This is a genomic window from Paenibacillus aquistagni, from assembly GCF_900177815.1.
GTDB lineage: Bacteria > Bacillota > Bacilli > Paenibacillales > Paenibacillaceae > Paenibacillus_B > Paenibacillus_B aquistagni.
The window spans coordinates 1,231,249-1,247,032 of the sequence record NZ_FXAZ01000001.1 but is presented as its reverse complement, the minus strand read 5'-3'; the positions used below and the strand labels follow the sequence as shown (position 1 = coordinate 1,247,032).

Here is a 15,784-nt window from a genome sequence, read left to right as displayed (position 1 = left end):
CTTTACCAGCCGGGTTAACCACGACTTGTCTCAACAACATGTTAGGCTATGAGGCAGCCCCGTTTCTATATCAAATGTATTGTTTCGCTTCACATTATCTTCTATCAGATGAGACTTTGATAATTGCTTTTCCAATCATGACCAGAAGCATCATCATCACGCCTACCCCGACAATGAGGTAGATCATTGTAAATATTTTACCGAAGCTTGTTTGCGGGGAAAGGCCTGTATCTAAAGACGTGGGAATAAGCGAGACAACAGCAAAGTAGATCGCGTCAAGCAGTGCCCACTCCTCTACCTTGGAGTAAAACATTGTACCTGAGCATACAATTAATATTAATGTCGTTAACAAAGATAAAAAGATCGGCTCTTTAATATTGCGCCAGATTCCAGACAGCAGACGCTTCAATGTCATGATAAAGGAAACCATGTCAACCCCCTTGATGCACTCCGTGCACACCCTATTTGTGCCGCTCTTAGATTCATATCATGCTACGCATTCGGCTCTCCTATTATATTGCATCTGATTGCTCCAATAACAGTCCCAACTTTTTAGCCTTGCCAAACATCCATTCATCGACATAGGCATATACTCATACATGAAACCATCTCATATGGTGTGGACATCACGGACAATGAATGCATCACATGAGATTTGCAATACTCTACTGCCTTTGAGCAGGAAAAGGGAGTGTCCAGATGGGCAAGGCAGACAAGAAATATGGTTTTGACAGTCAGACTGCGATACTGCTTGCTGCGATGTGTTATCAAACCTATCCACTGTACATTGAAGGCAAGCTGATCTTGCCAAGGGGCTTTACATGGATCTATACGATTCGGGGACTGGCAAATGTGGAGAATCCTGAAGAGCTTATATATGGTTATATAGCGGAATCACAGGATCACATTATTATCGCCTTTAGAGGTTATGCTGCCTATCCTGCTGATCTGCTTGCCTCATATGATATTTTCCAGATTCCCTATCCATTTGTTCAGCGAGCAGGAAGAACTTCACGTGGATTTACATGTATTTATCAGTCCGCTAGAAACGATATCCTTCGGATGTTGAATACCCTATCAACGAGCAAAAAACTATATATCACAGGTCATAACTATGGTGGGGCATTAGCTACCCTAGCTGCGTTAGATATTGCCGTTAATTCGAAATTTAAGAAGCCCACCATTTATACTTACGGCAGTCCGCGTATAGGAGATCCTCCATTTGCTTTCCGCTTCAATCATATCGTGCAGAATAGCGTGCGAATCGCGAATATTCATGACTCTTTCCCAACTTTTCCTTCAATAAAGTATCCCCCTCCATTCACACAGAAAGGCATCGCCTATCAGCATGTAAAAGCAAAGTACCCGCTCTCCTTTCAATTGAACAATACCCCTCGCAATGATGAGATCGCCTGCTATTTCAAAAGCTTAAGCAAACACAATCCTGCCTATGCTGAGGAGCTGTGCAAGTTTAACCCCGGCTTCTGTCCGCCTACAGAAATGTGCGTCCCTTATACAGGGAACTGCTAGTTCTGCATGCATCGTCGTTTTAATGAGAAGAAAGCTATAAGGGAGCTGGTGAAATGAGTCCTCCGAGAATGGAGAAGATAGACACACAAGAAGCGATACTGCTTGCTGCGATGATCCATCAATCCTATGAACGGTTTGAACAGAGAAGATTGATTCTGCCTGAAGGATATCATCTTCGATTGATTATCAAGGCGCTGGCTGGCGTTGAGGAGCCTGAAGCTGAAGTATTTGGCTTTCTTGCAGAATCAGAGGATCAGATTGTGGTTGTGTTTAGAGGTACACGCACATTCAAGGACAATGAGTCCGATCAAGATCTCTACCAAGTCCCTTTTCCTTTTGTAAAAAACGCGGGGAAGACACATCGCGGCTTCACATGCATCTATCAGTCCGCCAGAAATGAATTGTTTCAAGCATTAAGCCGGCTGTCACCGCGAAAAAAGCTGTTTGTTGCAGGCCACAGCTTGGGAGGAGCGCTAGCGGTACTGGCTGCTTTTGATATAGCTGTAAATACATCATTTAAAAAGCTCATGACATATACGTATGGAAGCCCGCGGGTTGCGGACCCCGTGTTTGCTGCTCATTATAATCGAACGATTAAGAAGAGCTTTCGCATCGAGAATATTCATGATATTATTCCGACCTTGCCAGACCGATTGTATCCCCCGCCTTTTACAAAGAAAGGCTTGAAGTATCAGCACGTGAAGATGAAGGTGCCCCTTTCGTTTCAGCTAAACAGCTTGCCGGTTCGCAATCATGAAATCGTATGCTATTTCAAGTACATCAGCGTGAAAGACCCCCGATATACGCAAGCCTTATGTACGTTAAATCCAGGGTTCTGTCCTTCAACTGAGATGTGTGTTCCGTTCAAAGGCATATGCAGCCCAGTCGAAGGAGATCAAGCATAGGCCTGCCTATAATACCGTCAGGATTCTGGGGCCGTCATCGGTAATCGCAACTGTATGCTCAAATTGGACACAAATGGAATGATCAACCGTTCGAGCTGTCCAGCCATCATCTTCAAGATAAGCACGAGCGTCCCCTAAGGTAAACATAGGCTCAATGGCAAGGGCCATTCCTTTTTTGATCCGCGGGCCTTTGCCTTTACTGCCGTAATTGGGTACAGTCGGTTCTTCCCACAGCTCTCTTCCGACTGCATGACCCGTGAATTCACGAACATTGCCATACCCTGATTGCTGCGCAAAATGTTCGATTGCATATCCAATATCCCCAATACGATTGCCCACGATCGCCTGCTCGATTCCAAGGAGCAAACTTTGATGGCAAGCCTTCATGAGCTCCTCTAAGTCTTGTGAGACATGGCCAACCGCATATGTCCAGCCAGAATCTCCATGAAAGCCTTTGTAGAAGGCGCCAATGTCAATGGTGACGACATCGCCTTCGGCCAAAGGATGCGAATCAGGAAATGCGTGGCAAATCACATCGTTTTTTGCTGTGCAGATCGATGCAGTAAAGCCTTGGTGTCCCTTGAAGCTCGGAACAGCTCCACGTTCGCGGATTTTTTCTTCCACGAGTCGGTCAATGTCTAAGGTTGTGATCCCGGGCTGGATGATTGGTTCCAGCATGGCATGGCATTCCGCTACAATTCGCCCTGCCTCCCTCATCAATTCAATTTCAGCGTCTGATTTTAATATGATCATATGGGCATCTCCTCTCTGCTAATGTTCGGTTCTTTTTGTGTTCGCATGACGTAATTGTAGCGGTTTCGGCATTTGGAGCTGCAAAACTTTGTGACATGCGCACGCTGATACGGGATATACCAAGCCTCGCATTGAATACAGCGCTGCAATTCGAGCCGATTCTTCTCAATAGCCTCAAGCAAGCTAATTAAAGCCTCCATATATAATCGCTTCCATTGATGAGGCTCATCGATGAATTCGGTATAGAGCACGATCTGCTGTTCTTCATCGGTGCTGTGTCGATATGAGCTGCTCATGGGAGCAAGATCAACCTGCGAGGCAAGGCCAACCTTAAGCTGAACAGCTTGGTACTCCTGAAACACACGATTTATGCGACTGATCAGGTCTGAATGAAGACTGGACTTGCTGCGAACCGTCTCCGCAATATCAAGGATCAATTGTTGAAGGGTATGCTCAAGGCTGCCAGGCTTCACGCCATGCTCATCAAATTGATTGATGATCGTTAGAAAAAAGTTCTCGCGAGACAAGGATGGACTCATGAATCTTGATCTCCTCCTCAGAATTAAATGGATTAGGTTGCTCAATCCATTTATAACACAGCGGATGTTTCCAGTCAAACCCATCTTGCGCCATGTGCTCCATTCACCTCGTATCGGAGAATACGTTAAGGAGGCCATCGCTTACTATGAATGGCCACCGATGAGAGATAATGAGCGCGAAGCTCATTTGGATTAGGCGACACTAGAGTTCCAGTCATAACGAAAAAACCCCGAGTCCACGCTTTGACATGGCCCCCGAGGTTCACAATTGATCGTTCCTGTTATGCTGTTCAGTGTTATGTATTACTTGACCCCGTACATGAGCGCCACGATGATCAATGAAAATCCTAGAATCACCCCAACCACTGCCCCGTGTCGCTTCTTGTTCATGACGACGACGGCAATATATTCTCGTATCATGGCATTGGGCCAATAGTACAATGCGGTCTTGGCTCCAATGCCTTGACTGGCTAGCCCTGCGGCGCGCGCATACATGCCAGCTCGGAATAGATGGAAGTTGTTTGTAATGAAAATACTGTTGTAGCTTTCTTTTAAACTATCCATGATATTTTTGGAAAACATCATATTCTCATAAGTATTCACGGAGCGATTCTCCTGTATCGTATGCTGGACAGGAATGCCCTTATCAAGGGCATAGGCTTGCATAGCCTCTGCTTCCGATACTTGCTCATCCGATCCTTTTCCACCTGAGAAGATAATGGTTGGCGGTGTGGTTACTGCTTGTTGCTTATGATAGAATTCGATAGCCTTATTGATACGATTGGCAAGCAGCGGCGGTACCTTGTCGCCAATCAACCCGCTTCCGAGAACAATGATAAAGTCTTGATTCAACCGAGGCCTATTGAATTGGTACAGAAAGTACGCAGACAAGAAGCTGAATAGATGAAGGAAGAAGTAAAATAAGATCAGCATGATCCCGGAATAGAGAATCTGGAATTCCTCAGGCAAGAAACGTATAGGCTGTACCAGCGAAATAACAAGAAAGGCAATGATGCTAATGCCTAAGATCAGCGTAAGGTAATTCGAGAATTTTCTTCCCTCTTTCTGAATCAATGTCTTGGCATTGAGCAGTAGGACGATTGCCAAGGCGTATCCTCCAAAGGCAATCATGAATATAAACAATAACATAGGAATGATGGCCAAGACCATTAGAAAGGCATTGCCGGATAAGAACGCTGTGGCAATTAAGGATACTCCGGTTATACATACAAAAACGTTAAGGAGCAAGCCGTTGATTGTTCTTCTCGGATCTCTTAGATAAACTACAAGGAAAAGAACAAATGAAGCAAGTGGAAAAAACCATAATGCATTTGTCATCGGTGTCGAACACTCCATCCAAACATTCTTTCAAGGCGGTCATGGACCTTAAGCAACTAAGCTTTTAACAGCTGTATATGAACCTTGATGCTGTGCTTACTAAGGATACCATAATCGAAAGATGAACAATAGATCCTATGATTAGATATCATCTTCTATACAATTGCCTAGGAATGCAGTCCATATACTTCTCGTATGACAAGCTGGAGTGTTTCGCGGTTGTATTCAGGACGTACAAACACGCTGTATGGCCTCGTCGATCTTATAGCGTCTAATCTAGCCGTTTAGGTGCGCGTTCGAGTCATGCCGATGGTGAACTTAGTAAACCCATGCTTCTCATAATAAGCTTCTAATCCCTCCGTGCACATTAGTTGGGGAATGACTCTATGGTGCTCGCAATACTCGATCAGCTGCCCAAGTATAGCGGCTCCAATGCCTTTGGATTGAAAGTCTGGATGCACACAAAGCCCGCACACGATTCCTGTAATGATACCATCCGAGATGACACGGCCCATCCCAATCAATCGGCCATGGTCATAGGCATAGACAGCATACCAGCTTTGACAGCACATAGCCTCTAGTTCCTTAACCGTTAATTGCAGCGAGTTCCAACCTAAAACTTCATATAGCTCTTTAAGCAAGTTGAAATTGGCTGGTGGTTCTGTCGTTAAGCGAATATGTTTCATCTTATCGATTCTCCTATAAATGAGTTGCCATAAAAATAGTCCCTTCTCCTTATGATAGCATGTTCACAAAAAATGAGAAGGCGTTGTTTCGCCTCCTCATTCATGAATGAATTATTTATAGTAGGATGTGGTCAGTGGAATGAAGATGCCTCCACCGTCTTTAACTCCGGCATTCACCCACAATTGATCGACTCCACCGATATCAACTTCAATCGTCTTCAGTCCATCAGCTATCGATACGGTTGTTTGCAGCAACTCGGTATCGGTATCACTATCATGGACCGATATTTCCTCAATATCTTTGCCAACCGCTGCAACCTGAAGGTAGAGCTTCTGGTACTTTTTCTTTGGATTCAGCGCAAAATTGCTGCTTCTTGATCCATCAGTATTGTCAAAATAAACGTCTTTGTAATCCTTGCCCTTATAGCTTGTCTTTGATGGGTCTTTCGTATGGTACATGGAATAGAATCCATCTGCAATCGACACGCCATCGGTCTTCTCACCTAGCAATACGCTCGACGTCTCACTATCGTAAGCAACAGCAACATCCAGCGCATTGGAGACAGCGCGGACGGGCAGATAGGTGGTCCCTTTATACGTGATCGGAATGACGACACTGCCCTGCTCATCTTGAAGCTGGACCGGCTTGCCATCAACCTTCACTTTGATATCATGATTCAAGTAGGCTTTGATTTCCGTAAGATTCGATGCTGCGTATGCTCCCGCCCCCATGCTGACAACCATAGTCAAACCAATAATTCCAACAAACCACTTCTTCTTCAACCGCCTCACGCTCCTAATCATCATTGGGATATAAAGGTAATCAAACGATCTGTGAAATTATACAATAGGACTTGGCTTGCGGCAAGAAAGGAGGGACTATTATCACATGAAATTAAGTCTATTGTCGCATAAAGCCAAAGGTTCGTGATCTACATCACTTCTTAATGTGTGCTCTTAATTAGACTTGGCGAGCAGATACAGGAAGTAAGGCGTAACGAAGATGGTAATGATGATTCCAGTGGGAATGTCAGCTCCCATGCTAACCGTTCGGGTGAACGTATCAGCAGCCAGGATAACTAAAGCACCGACGAGAGCTGCTGTTGGTATGACGAACTTATGATTGTTCCCTACCATGCGGCGCGCCATATGAGGAGCGATGAGCCCAACAAAGAAGAAATTGCCTCCGAGTGCTACACTGCCGGACGAAAGCGCAACGGATGCGAGTGTCAAAACGATAAACTCACGCTTCATGGAGACGCCTAGACCTGCAGCGGTCTGGTTGCCAAGATTCATTGCATTCAAGGTATTTGATTTGAATAGTACGATCAAGCCTAAGACAAGTATCCATGGCAGCAAGATGACAATGTACTTCCAGTCGTCTCCCCACAAGTTTCCGACTTGCCATCGCAGCGCAAAATCATATTGCTTCTGATCTAACCCTAGCGTGATCATTAGCGATAATGCTCCATAACCACTTCCCATGGCTACTCCCGTAAGAATGAGTCCTGATGGCGACATGTCTCTTCCTCTTCGGTATGCGAGCAAAAATATCAGTCCAGCAGCAGTCAGGCCTCCAACGAAGGCAAGCACGGGAAGAAGTATGGGGGAAATGAATCCTTGAGCTGCAAAAAGGGTGATATACAACAGCACAAAAAGTCCTGATCCGGAACTGATTCCGAGCGTCCCGGGGCTTGCTAGATCATTGCGAAGCAGGCTTTGCATCACGCATCCAGAGATCGCCATCCCGATTCCTACCAGCACAGCCAGTACAATTCGCGGCAGGCGAAGCTCATACACAATTAGATTCTGTTGGGCAGTTCCTTTGCCAGATAGAACATGGAAGACCTCCATAGGTGTAAGGTTCATCCTCCCTACGTTCATGCTGATCACGGCGACGAGGACCAGCAATACGACTAGCATCAATATTATGATGACAGGCTTCGTTAACTGGCCGCGTGTGCTGCTTGTCTGCATCATCCGAACTCCCTCCTTTGCTTTCTAACAAGGTAGAGGAAGTATGGAACGCCAATGATGGCGAAGATGATCCCAAGCGGCATCTCGTGCGGTCGTGCAATCAATCTGCCGAAGAGATCGGCCGTTACCATAAATACAGCACCATATATGGCGGCTGCGGGCATGATGAACCGGTAATCCACACCTACCATGAAGCGAACTATATGAGGAATAATCAGTCCTACAAATCCGATTGGCCCAACAATGATGACGGACAGTCCAGTTAGCAATAGAACAATGATGGTAGACGAGCCCTTGATCAGATTCACACGAAGTCCAAGACCAGCAGCAAGCTCTTCTCCAAAGTTCAAGATCGTGATCGATGGCGATAACGAGATGGCCCATATGAGCGCAGCGAAGAACACTGGCGAGACATACGCCAAATGCGCCCACTCGATATTGGCGGTGCCGCCAGCTGTCCAGAAGGCGAGATCTTGTCCGATATCATACTTAATGGCGATATAGGTGCTGAAGGAACCAAACAGCATCGAGATCGACATCCCCGCCAGCACGAGACGCTGCGGAGTCATCCCTCGTTTGCCAACGGAGGCCATGTAATACGTGATAAGAGTAGTTAATGCGGCGCCAATACACGAATACAGCATGGTCTCCCCGTAGGATCGGCCAGGCAAAAATGCCATGCACAGCGCAATCGCAAAGGTGGAGCCGGAACTAATCCCAAGCAGCCCCGAGTCCGCCAGTGGATTGCGGGTGGTTCCTTGCATAATGGCACCGCATACAGCCAGGCTGCATCCAACGACGATGTCCGCAAGCGTTCGCGGCAAACGAAATTGCTGGATGATCTGATGCTCGGTTACGGCAGGATCAAAATGAAATACGGCTCCCCATGCTAGCGACAGGCTCATATCTGCTGCACCAAATGAGATCGAGGCAGCAGTCATTAGAATGAGCAAGAGAAGGCCAATCAGAATAACCAAGGCAAATGTCAGACTTCCTCTTGCCTTTTGTTTAGAATTGGTTAGCATTATAACACCTTAGTTCATTCTAGATTCTATGCACCATTATTTCTCAAGCATAACGAGTTGATCGACAATATAGTCCAGTTGAGCGGTCATGCTGGCAACATCCGAATAATAGAACAAGCCTGCATATTTACCTGGAATTTGAATGATGTTGCCGTTTTTTACTGCAGGAATCGTCTCCCAGACAACGGATTTGGCATATTCCGATTGATAGTCATCTTTTAGGAACCATAATACATAATCGCCAAAATACTCGGATGCGACTTCATAGGATAAGGAGTTGCGGCCATTGCCTGATTCCTTAACAAGATCCTCCAGCTTCTTCGGCATATGCAGTCCAATATAATCGTAGAGGAGTGTGCCGCCTCTTGATCCTGTTTCATACATCACACCGTAGGATTCGCGACCCCAATCTTCGAGAATGCTGAACGTCTTTTCCTTAAAGATGCCATCAGTCAGCTTTTCCTTTGCCTTCATGAGCTTCTCTTCAAAGGCAGCAATCGCTTGCTTTGCTTCAGACTCATGACCCGTTGCTTCACCAAGGAAGAGTAGTCGCTCGGTTGAGCTTACATTCTCCTCTGGTACAACCAAGACTGGAGCCAGCTTGGAGAAGCTCTCATAGTCTTTGGGATCATAGGTAATGATGAGATCAGGATTGTAGCTTAATATTTCTTCGGACTCCCACTTTTCAAGGATCGGTATGCCTTCAAACTTGTCATAGAATGGCATCGTCTCCTGGGCATAGGCATTAATCGCTACGGGTTTTATCCCTAAGGTGAAAACATCTCCCACATACCAGTTGACAATGACACGCTCTGGATGAACAGGAACTTCCACCTCACCCATGGCTGTTTTGACTTTTCGCATACCGGAATCCTTGTCTGATTCCTTTGCTCCACTCGCATTTAAGACCGTGTTCTCGGATGACTCTGCCTTAGAAGACGTATTGGCATTCCCACAGCCTGCGATAACCAACATGACGACAACGAGCATACATGCCATCGTTCGTAAAGGTTTATTCATGCTTTGAACCATTGTTCCTACCCCTTCACCATATGATATAATCGGCTGTTCGTACATTGAGCTGTCGTATGTAGATGAACGAGATAGCAAATCGCACACAGCCTTAATTGAAAATAATTATCATTATCAATGTCAACAGATTATCAACATCCCTATGCTTTGTCAATCTATTATTGTGCTTTAGTTAGAAATCATTGCGACGTGCCTTATAGGTCAATAGTAAGGATGGACTATCTATTTCACTGTGGATTCATACATATATTCCATATCTTTTGAAACAATAATAATAGCACCAGAATATTGTAGGCATGACTTCAAGTTGCGAAAGATGTACCTAAGCTTACTTGAATGATCCAAATATTGTCCCCATAGATAGGTACGAATACTTGATAAATATAACGAGGTAATCAAATGAATCGATATATGGTTTATGGTACTGCGTGTCTACTAGTCATCGCTATCGCAGGTTGTACAAGTCAATATCAGAAAGCCGAACCAACCAAATACGAAAGAGCTGCAGAAAATGTATCCATACACCAGAGCGATATGGAAACGGATATAAATAAAGATAAACTGCAAAGCAGATCATACATCTCAAAGCCTCCTTCCAAGAATGCCGAAAAGGATAAAGTCATTCTGGATGTTCCCTTAATCAGACAGAATCCCGAATTAAAGTATGGCTGCGAGGTAACCAGCTTGGCGATGGTATTGAAGTATGCTGGTATCGAAACAGACAAGTTGGAGTTGGCTGAAGAATTGCCGAAAGATAAAGACCCCCAGCAGATAACCAATTCCGGCGATATCACACGTTGGGGAAATCCAGATCATGGATTTGTCGGCGATATCACGGGAAAAAGTGCCGGATTCGCTGTATATGCAGGACCTCTAGAGAAATTGATGAAGTACTATTTACAAGATCGAACACTCAATTTGACGAAAAAACCGTTTAACGATATTCTGGCGCAGATCGAAAAAGGAAAGCCCGTCATCCTTTGGACAACTGGGGACTATAAGATTCCTAACCGTTGGGAAACATGGAAACACGAGGGGGAAACGATTAGCTCGCCGCTGGATTTACACGCCGTGGTCCTTGTCGGTTACGACCAAAACCATCTTTTTCTTAATGACCCTTTGACGGGGAAAAAAACGTACAAGACAAAGAAGGATTCCTTTCTGAAATCCTGGGACGCCCTAGGTAAGCAGGCACTTTCATATGATTAAAATCTTGTTTTGTGATATTATGGGATACCAATAGAGTTGCGGACACTGTATACGAAGCTTCGATTGATCGAAAAGCGCTGTTTTCCTGGACATTATGGAAGACAGCGTTTTTTATGGTAAGGATTCATTAGTTTTCAAACTTCATCCCTACTAACCTCTAGAAACGTTAGGTTATTAGAAATAATTGAAACCGCAAGATATCAAATGGAATCTCATGCGGAATGTGATACAGTGAAACCATGAATATGGCATGGAATCAAACCAACATTCTGAGATAAGGAGCATGAGGGATAATGAACCAAGGAATCCAAGCGGAGATGTTAATTCCACTGCCTGAGCTGTTCGATATGAAGGCCAATGTGGACTACTTAACGAGGGATAAAAATGAATGCATGTACACGGTTGAACACCATACCATCACAAAAGTGCTGGCGATTGGGCAAGAGCGATATGTGATCCAAATCAGTCATAAGGATGACAGCCAGCTGCTTGTTCAATGTTTAGATGCGAGGCCAACAGATTCGCTCCACCGCAATGAGATTGCTTCGTATATCCGTGAATGGTTTGATCTTGAACGCAATATCCAGCCCTTTTATGAGATGGCTGAAGCGGATCCGCTCCTTAACAAGACACTTAACAAGTGTTATGGCTTGCGAATCATGGGAATTCCAGATCTCTTTGAAGCGCTGTGCTGGGGAGTGATTGGCCAGCAAATTAACTTAGCCTTCGCTTATTCCCTTAAGAAACAGTTTGTCGAACAATTTGGAGAAAAGATTGAATGGGATGGTCAAACCCACTGGGTATTCCCCACTTATGAACGGATCGCGCAATTAACGCCTAGCGACTTAGCCGGCATCAAGATGACGACCAAGAAAAGCGAATATATCATCAACCTCGCACAGCTGATGGCAAGTGGAGAGCTGACCAAGGAACAGCTCAAGAGCATGAGCATGCAAGAGGCAGAGCACACATTGGTCAGCATTCGAGGTATTGGACCTTGGACCGCCAATTATGTACTCATGCGCTGCCTTCGATTCCCCACTGCTTTTCCTATCGCCGATGTAGGACTTATGAATGCGATCAAAACCTTGCAGGAGATGGATCGCAAGCCCACCAAAGAAGAGATCCTGACTCTCGCGCTTCCATGGAAGAACTGGGAGTCCTACGCAACCTTTTATCTGTGGCGAGTTCTTTATTAAAGGAAACCTTACTCATAGATGTGGTAATTATACCCATATCCTTTGCCTCTCTATGCTTCATTAGGTAGAATATACCTTGATCATATTTTAAATAATAGAATTTTAGGGGATCTAGCTCTAACCAACACAGCGTAATTGTGAATAACACTTGAGTGCATTGAAGACCAGATTATGACTTGGTATTTGATGGGTATCGCTCCCATTCCCGGCTTCATATTAATGGGATATAATGAAGGTGGAGCCCATTCATCTTCTCCATTACGCTATGCATACCTGACTATATTTGACGGTAAAGACTGCAGCTAACATTTGGTTATGGCGCATTCTTTTTGTGCAAAGGATGAATGCCAAGATGCTATGCAAGCTTCGAATGATCACAATAGCAATTTGATTCATACATAAGGGAGGAAGACGATATGTCTCCAACAACGGAATGGTTGGCGCAGTGGGAAGAACAACGTCATAAATTAAAAAGTTTTTGTGATTTAAATGCTTATTTTACAGAAACAGAGATTGCGGGCAAGCAGCTTGCTGTCATGAATATTGGTCCCTGCTCCATTCCAACCGGTCATGTTCTCGTACGCGATCCACTGGCTTACTTGATTGACAGAATAAATGAGCCGTACTTCCAGACAGCACCTACAGGTACGTTCACGGCTGAAGTTTGTGTGGTTACACCGGATGAATTCGATTGTGCCCGCTATGCAGCGGTTCGCTTGAGATTCAGCGATGATCAAGCAGTACGCTTTGAAGAAGCTCTTATTGGAAATGAAAATATTGTCGAGCTTGAAGAAGACCAATTTTTCGGATTCAATGTGGATGCAGGCCTATGCTCGATCTGCGACAAGGAAGTCCATCTGGCATATTGTGATTTCAACGAGCAGTGGAATAAGGATAATCCTGGGCTTAATATTTATAATGAATATTTTGCACCCCTGTTTGCCGAGAGTTACAAGCAGCATCCAGAGTATCAGCGTGACTCGGGTGACTGGATCAACTGGAACATCCCTAATACCGATTATCATCTGCCCATGTTCCAGAGCGGCTTTGGTGATGGCGCTTACCCGGTTTATTGGGGCTTTAATGACAAGGGAGACATTTGCCAATTAGTTGTCCAGTTTATTGATATTGCCTTGGCTTATAGTGAGGACGATGAAGAGGACGAGAATTTGGACTAAGTGCACTTATGTTGTAAGGAATTTATAGCAAGTGTCCATACAGCGGGAGGCCTTTTTCTATAGGCTTCTCGCATTTATTTTGATTACATATTGGAAATTACTGTAGATGTACATATTGATGATCCAGTAAGTCACATATAGAATGAGAAGAGCTTCGTTGTCTATGGAGGAAACTATGAAAAAAAAGCTAATACTTGTAGGTCTCGGTATATTCATACTCATCTTTGCCCTTATCTGCATATTCTCATCACCTGCCCCTTATCAATTGGTTATAAACAGCAAGTACATCCAGACGGATATTGTGGTTAAAAATGGCTTGACCTTTGTACCACTGGATGCCCTAAAGGCTATGCATCTCGACTTCGATTGGGACCCCATGAATAAGAAAGTCGTCGTCACGAAGCCTAATTCCAATAAAAAGCTGGTCCTACAGGTCGGGAGCAAGATCGCGATGTCCGGTACAAAAAAGATCCCTATTGATGCACCAGTTCAGCTCGTCCATAGCAGAGTGGTTGTCCCCCTTCGATTGATTGGTGAGGCCTTCGATGCAGAAGTAAGCTGGGTTGGCAAGATTATTGTAATCCGCAGCGATGAGTATACCATCGATCACCAAACCTTAAATTATAGCAATGACCTTGTTGCAGCTAGGAAAATCGCAATCTCTTTGCCGCCAAATGAGCAGCCATCGCTCCAAAGCAGTGCAAAAGAGCCTAAACATCTGCTAATTTTCCCTGAAGGTGAAGCCCTTCGATATTATCAGTCCTGGGGCAATCATATTTGGTATTATGAGATTAGAAATGATGTCAAGCATCTCATATGGGAAGCGACAGAGCTATCTACAGGTGAAAAGATAGAGGAGGGAAAACGTCCTGCACAAGAAAGCAATGAGATCTTTTTTGAGCTAGCGAAGGGTGCTGAAGTTGTTAAATATGGAAGAATGAATAAAGCGGATTCTCCTCGCCTTTATGGCAAATTGGGAAATGACATCGACTTTATCGCAGGCATGGTTCATGCCATTCCCGATGAAGCTAGAATCGATATTGTGGAACGAAAACAAAACTGACCCCGTGGTAGGTCGGTTTTGTTTTTTGCCTACTTGTCCTCTCATAGAGCGATAAGCATGACTTCGTCATGATAAGGGAGATGGGAAGAGCTTACATCCTGATTGATTAGAGATGAACATCTAAGAGATTGGAATTTAAAAGCGATTATACCGATTGTGCTCTTGTGTATGAGGATGCGTCACTTGCAATATCAGCTTCTTTGCAGATTTTGTTCGCGCGCTGCAAAGCGCTCGTCTTGTTATCCATTCATAATACATTTTGAAAGGAGCTACGTTTGAGATGGAATGTTACGAACGTATGGAAGCGGTGATCAGCTATTTGGAGGAGAACATCGCCGGAGAAGTGCAGCCAGATGCGCTTGCCAAAATAGCCGGCTGTCCGATCGGGATTTTTCAGCGGATATTCTCCTTCATGCTGGGGATGACGATGTCAGATTACATTCGAAGACGAAGACTAACCCTTGCGGTTACAGACCTGCAGCATGGAGATGAGAAGGTCATTGATATCGCACTGAAGTACGGCTATGATTCCCATGCTTCGTTTACAAGAGCGTTCAAGGACCAGCATGGAATCTCGCCATCCTCAGTCCGTGAAGGATTGCTGGCAACAGGCTGTTTGTCGCGTATCTCCTTTCAACCGCTTGATGAGCTTGGTAATGAGCAGACCTATCGAATGGAGAAAGGAAGAAGAATCATGTCAAAGCTGACGAAGATCGAATTTGTCAACTATGGTCCTTACAAAATCGTGGGGAAAGAAATTAGGACACCAATTAGCCCCAATATTCAGAAATTCTGGGGGCAATGCTTCGAGGAAGGCATGTATGATAAGCTGCTGGCCATGAAGGCGTACATTCCAACGGACATTCTAGATGATTATGTCGGCTACTTCAGAGAGTATGATGGCGCTGATGAATCCTTTACGTATGTCGTTGGGATGTTTATGAATCCCGATACCCCCGTTCCTGAAGGCTACGTCGGATATGATATTCCAGAGACGCTGATCGCAAAGGCTTGGATTCAAGGTGAAGAAGTTGAGATTTACAACAATGCCTATTTCCTGATTACAGAGGCCATGCAGCAGAATGGCTATGAGGTAGACTGGGAGCAGTTCTATTGGTGTGAGGTGTATACGGATGCTAGATTTGGTATTCCAAAGTCACAGGGTGAAACGTGCTTAACGCTGGACTATTATATGCCTTGTAAAAAAACAGCTTGCTCAGCAATCTAATCCTAATGGTTTGCTCCCTTCCATAGGGATCGAGCCTTCAGTCTCCAACCTCAAATGATAAAAAACTCTCCATAACAGGAGAGTTTTTTATATTTACCTCATGAAGGAATCGATATTGGTCT

16 protein-coding genes are annotated in these 15,784 nt (G+C 44.7%); 7 read left to right on the top strand and 9 right to left on the bottom strand.

Annotated elements, in window-relative coordinates; all coding sequences use genetic code 11:
* Positions 1 to 94: 94 nt before the first annotated feature.
* A complete protein-coding gene (locus B9Y93_RS05855) occupies positions 95 to 430 on the bottom strand; it encodes a potassium channel family protein (protein WP_085493374.1) in 336 nt (111 codons plus the stop codon).
* A 269-nt stretch (positions 431 to 699) separates the two neighbouring features.
* Between B9Y93_RS05855 and B9Y93_RS05850 the strand changes: the two genes are divergently transcribed.
* Positions 700 to 1,530 (top strand): lipase family protein, encoded by an 831-nt coding sequence (locus B9Y93_RS05850; RefSeq protein ID WP_085493373.1) that lies wholly within the window; start codon positions 700 to 702, stop codon positions 1,528 to 1,530.
* A 53-nt stretch (positions 1,531 to 1,583) separates the two neighbouring features.
* Positions 1,584 to 2,435, top strand: a complete 852-nt coding sequence (locus tag B9Y93_RS05845; RefSeq protein WP_085493372.1) for a lipase family protein — start codon at positions 1,584 to 1,586, stop codon at positions 2,433 to 2,435.
* 6 nt (positions 2,436 to 2,441) lie between these two features.
* Here the strand turns inward: B9Y93_RS05845 and map are convergent, their stop codons facing one another.
* From map to B9Y93_RS05800, 8 genes are all read right to left on the bottom strand, one after another.
* On the bottom strand, positions 2,442 to 3,188 hold the full coding sequence (gene map / locus B9Y93_RS05840; protein WP_085493371.1) for a type I methionyl aminopeptidase: 747 nt from the start codon (positions 3,186 to 3,188) through the stop codon (positions 2,442 to 2,444).
* Positions 3,185 to 3,727 carry a hypothetical protein gene (locus B9Y93_RS05835; protein WP_085493370.1) on the bottom strand — a complete coding sequence of 181 codons (543 nt, stop codon included), beginning with the start codon at positions 3,725 to 3,727 and terminating at the stop codon, positions 3,185 to 3,187. Before B9Y93_RS05835 ends, map begins: the two co-directional genes overlap by 4 nt.
* A 303-nt stretch (positions 3,728 to 4,030) precedes the next feature.
* Entirely contained in the window at positions 4,031 to 5,065 is a 1,035-nt protein-coding gene (locus tag B9Y93_RS05825) for a YdcF family protein (RefSeq protein ID WP_085493368.1), read from the bottom strand.
* Between the two features lie 284 nt (positions 5,066 to 5,349).
* Positions 5,350 to 5,751, bottom strand: coding sequence for a GNAT family N-acetyltransferase (locus tag B9Y93_RS05820; RefSeq protein WP_085493367.1), 402 nt, complete (start codon positions 5,749 to 5,751; stop codon positions 5,350 to 5,352).
* A gap of 111 nt (positions 5,752 to 5,862) precedes the next feature.
* Positions 5,863 to 6,543 carry a stalk domain-containing protein gene (locus B9Y93_RS05815; RefSeq protein ID WP_342351849.1) on the bottom strand — a complete coding sequence of 227 codons (681 nt, stop codon included), beginning with the start codon at positions 6,541 to 6,543 and terminating at the stop codon, positions 5,863 to 5,865.
* Positions 6,544 to 6,708: 165 nt separating this feature from the next.
* Entirely contained in the window at positions 6,709 to 7,731 is a 1,023-nt protein-coding gene (locus tag B9Y93_RS05810; RefSeq protein WP_085493365.1) for a FecCD family ABC transporter permease, read from the bottom strand.
* Positions 7,728 to 8,753 carry a FecCD family ABC transporter permease gene (locus tag B9Y93_RS05805; protein WP_085493364.1) on the bottom strand — a complete coding sequence of 342 codons (1,026 nt, stop codon included), beginning with the start codon at positions 8,751 to 8,753 and terminating at the stop codon, positions 7,728 to 7,730. The genes B9Y93_RS05810 and B9Y93_RS05805 overlap by 4 nt, the downstream gene beginning before the upstream one ends.
* Before the next feature lie 36 nt (positions 8,754 to 8,789).
* On the bottom strand, positions 8,790 to 9,773 hold the full coding sequence (locus B9Y93_RS05800; RefSeq protein WP_244903296.1) for an ABC transporter substrate-binding protein: 984 nt from the start codon (positions 9,771 to 9,773) through the stop codon (positions 8,790 to 8,792).
* 411 nt (positions 9,774 to 10,184) lie between these two features.
* Here B9Y93_RS05800 and B9Y93_RS05795 point away from each other — a divergent pair, with 411 nt between their 5' ends.
* From B9Y93_RS05795 to B9Y93_RS05775, 5 genes are all read left to right on the top strand, one after another.
* Positions 10,185 to 10,994, top strand: coding sequence for a C39 family peptidase (locus B9Y93_RS05795; protein ID WP_085493362.1), 810 nt, complete (start codon positions 10,185 to 10,187; stop codon positions 10,992 to 10,994).
* 293 nt (positions 10,995 to 11,287) lie between these two features.
* Positions 11,288 to 12,193, top strand: a complete 906-nt coding sequence (locus B9Y93_RS05790) for a DNA-3-methyladenine glycosylase family protein (protein WP_085493361.1) — start codon at positions 11,288 to 11,290, stop codon at positions 12,191 to 12,193.
* A 416-nt stretch (positions 12,194 to 12,609) separates the two neighbouring features.
* Positions 12,610 to 13,371 carry a DUF4241 domain-containing protein gene (locus B9Y93_RS05785; RefSeq protein WP_088547007.1) on the top strand — a complete coding sequence of 254 codons (762 nt, stop codon included), beginning with the start codon at positions 12,610 to 12,612 and terminating at the stop codon, positions 13,369 to 13,371.
* A 175-nt stretch (positions 13,372 to 13,546) separates the two neighbouring features.
* Positions 13,547 to 14,434: a copper amine oxidase N-terminal domain-containing protein gene (locus B9Y93_RS05780; protein WP_176228858.1), complete on the top strand. Its 888-nt coding sequence runs from the start codon at positions 13,547 to 13,549 to the stop codon at positions 14,432 to 14,434.
* Positions 14,435 to 14,714: 280 nt separating this feature from the next.
* The gene (locus tag B9Y93_RS05775; RefSeq protein WP_085493358.1) at positions 14,715 to 15,662 is read left to right on the top strand and encodes an AraC family transcriptional regulator; all 948 of its coding nucleotides are present in this window, start codon (positions 14,715 to 14,717) and stop codon (positions 15,660 to 15,662) included.
* The last annotated feature ends 122 nt before the right edge of the window (positions 15,663 to 15,784 follow it).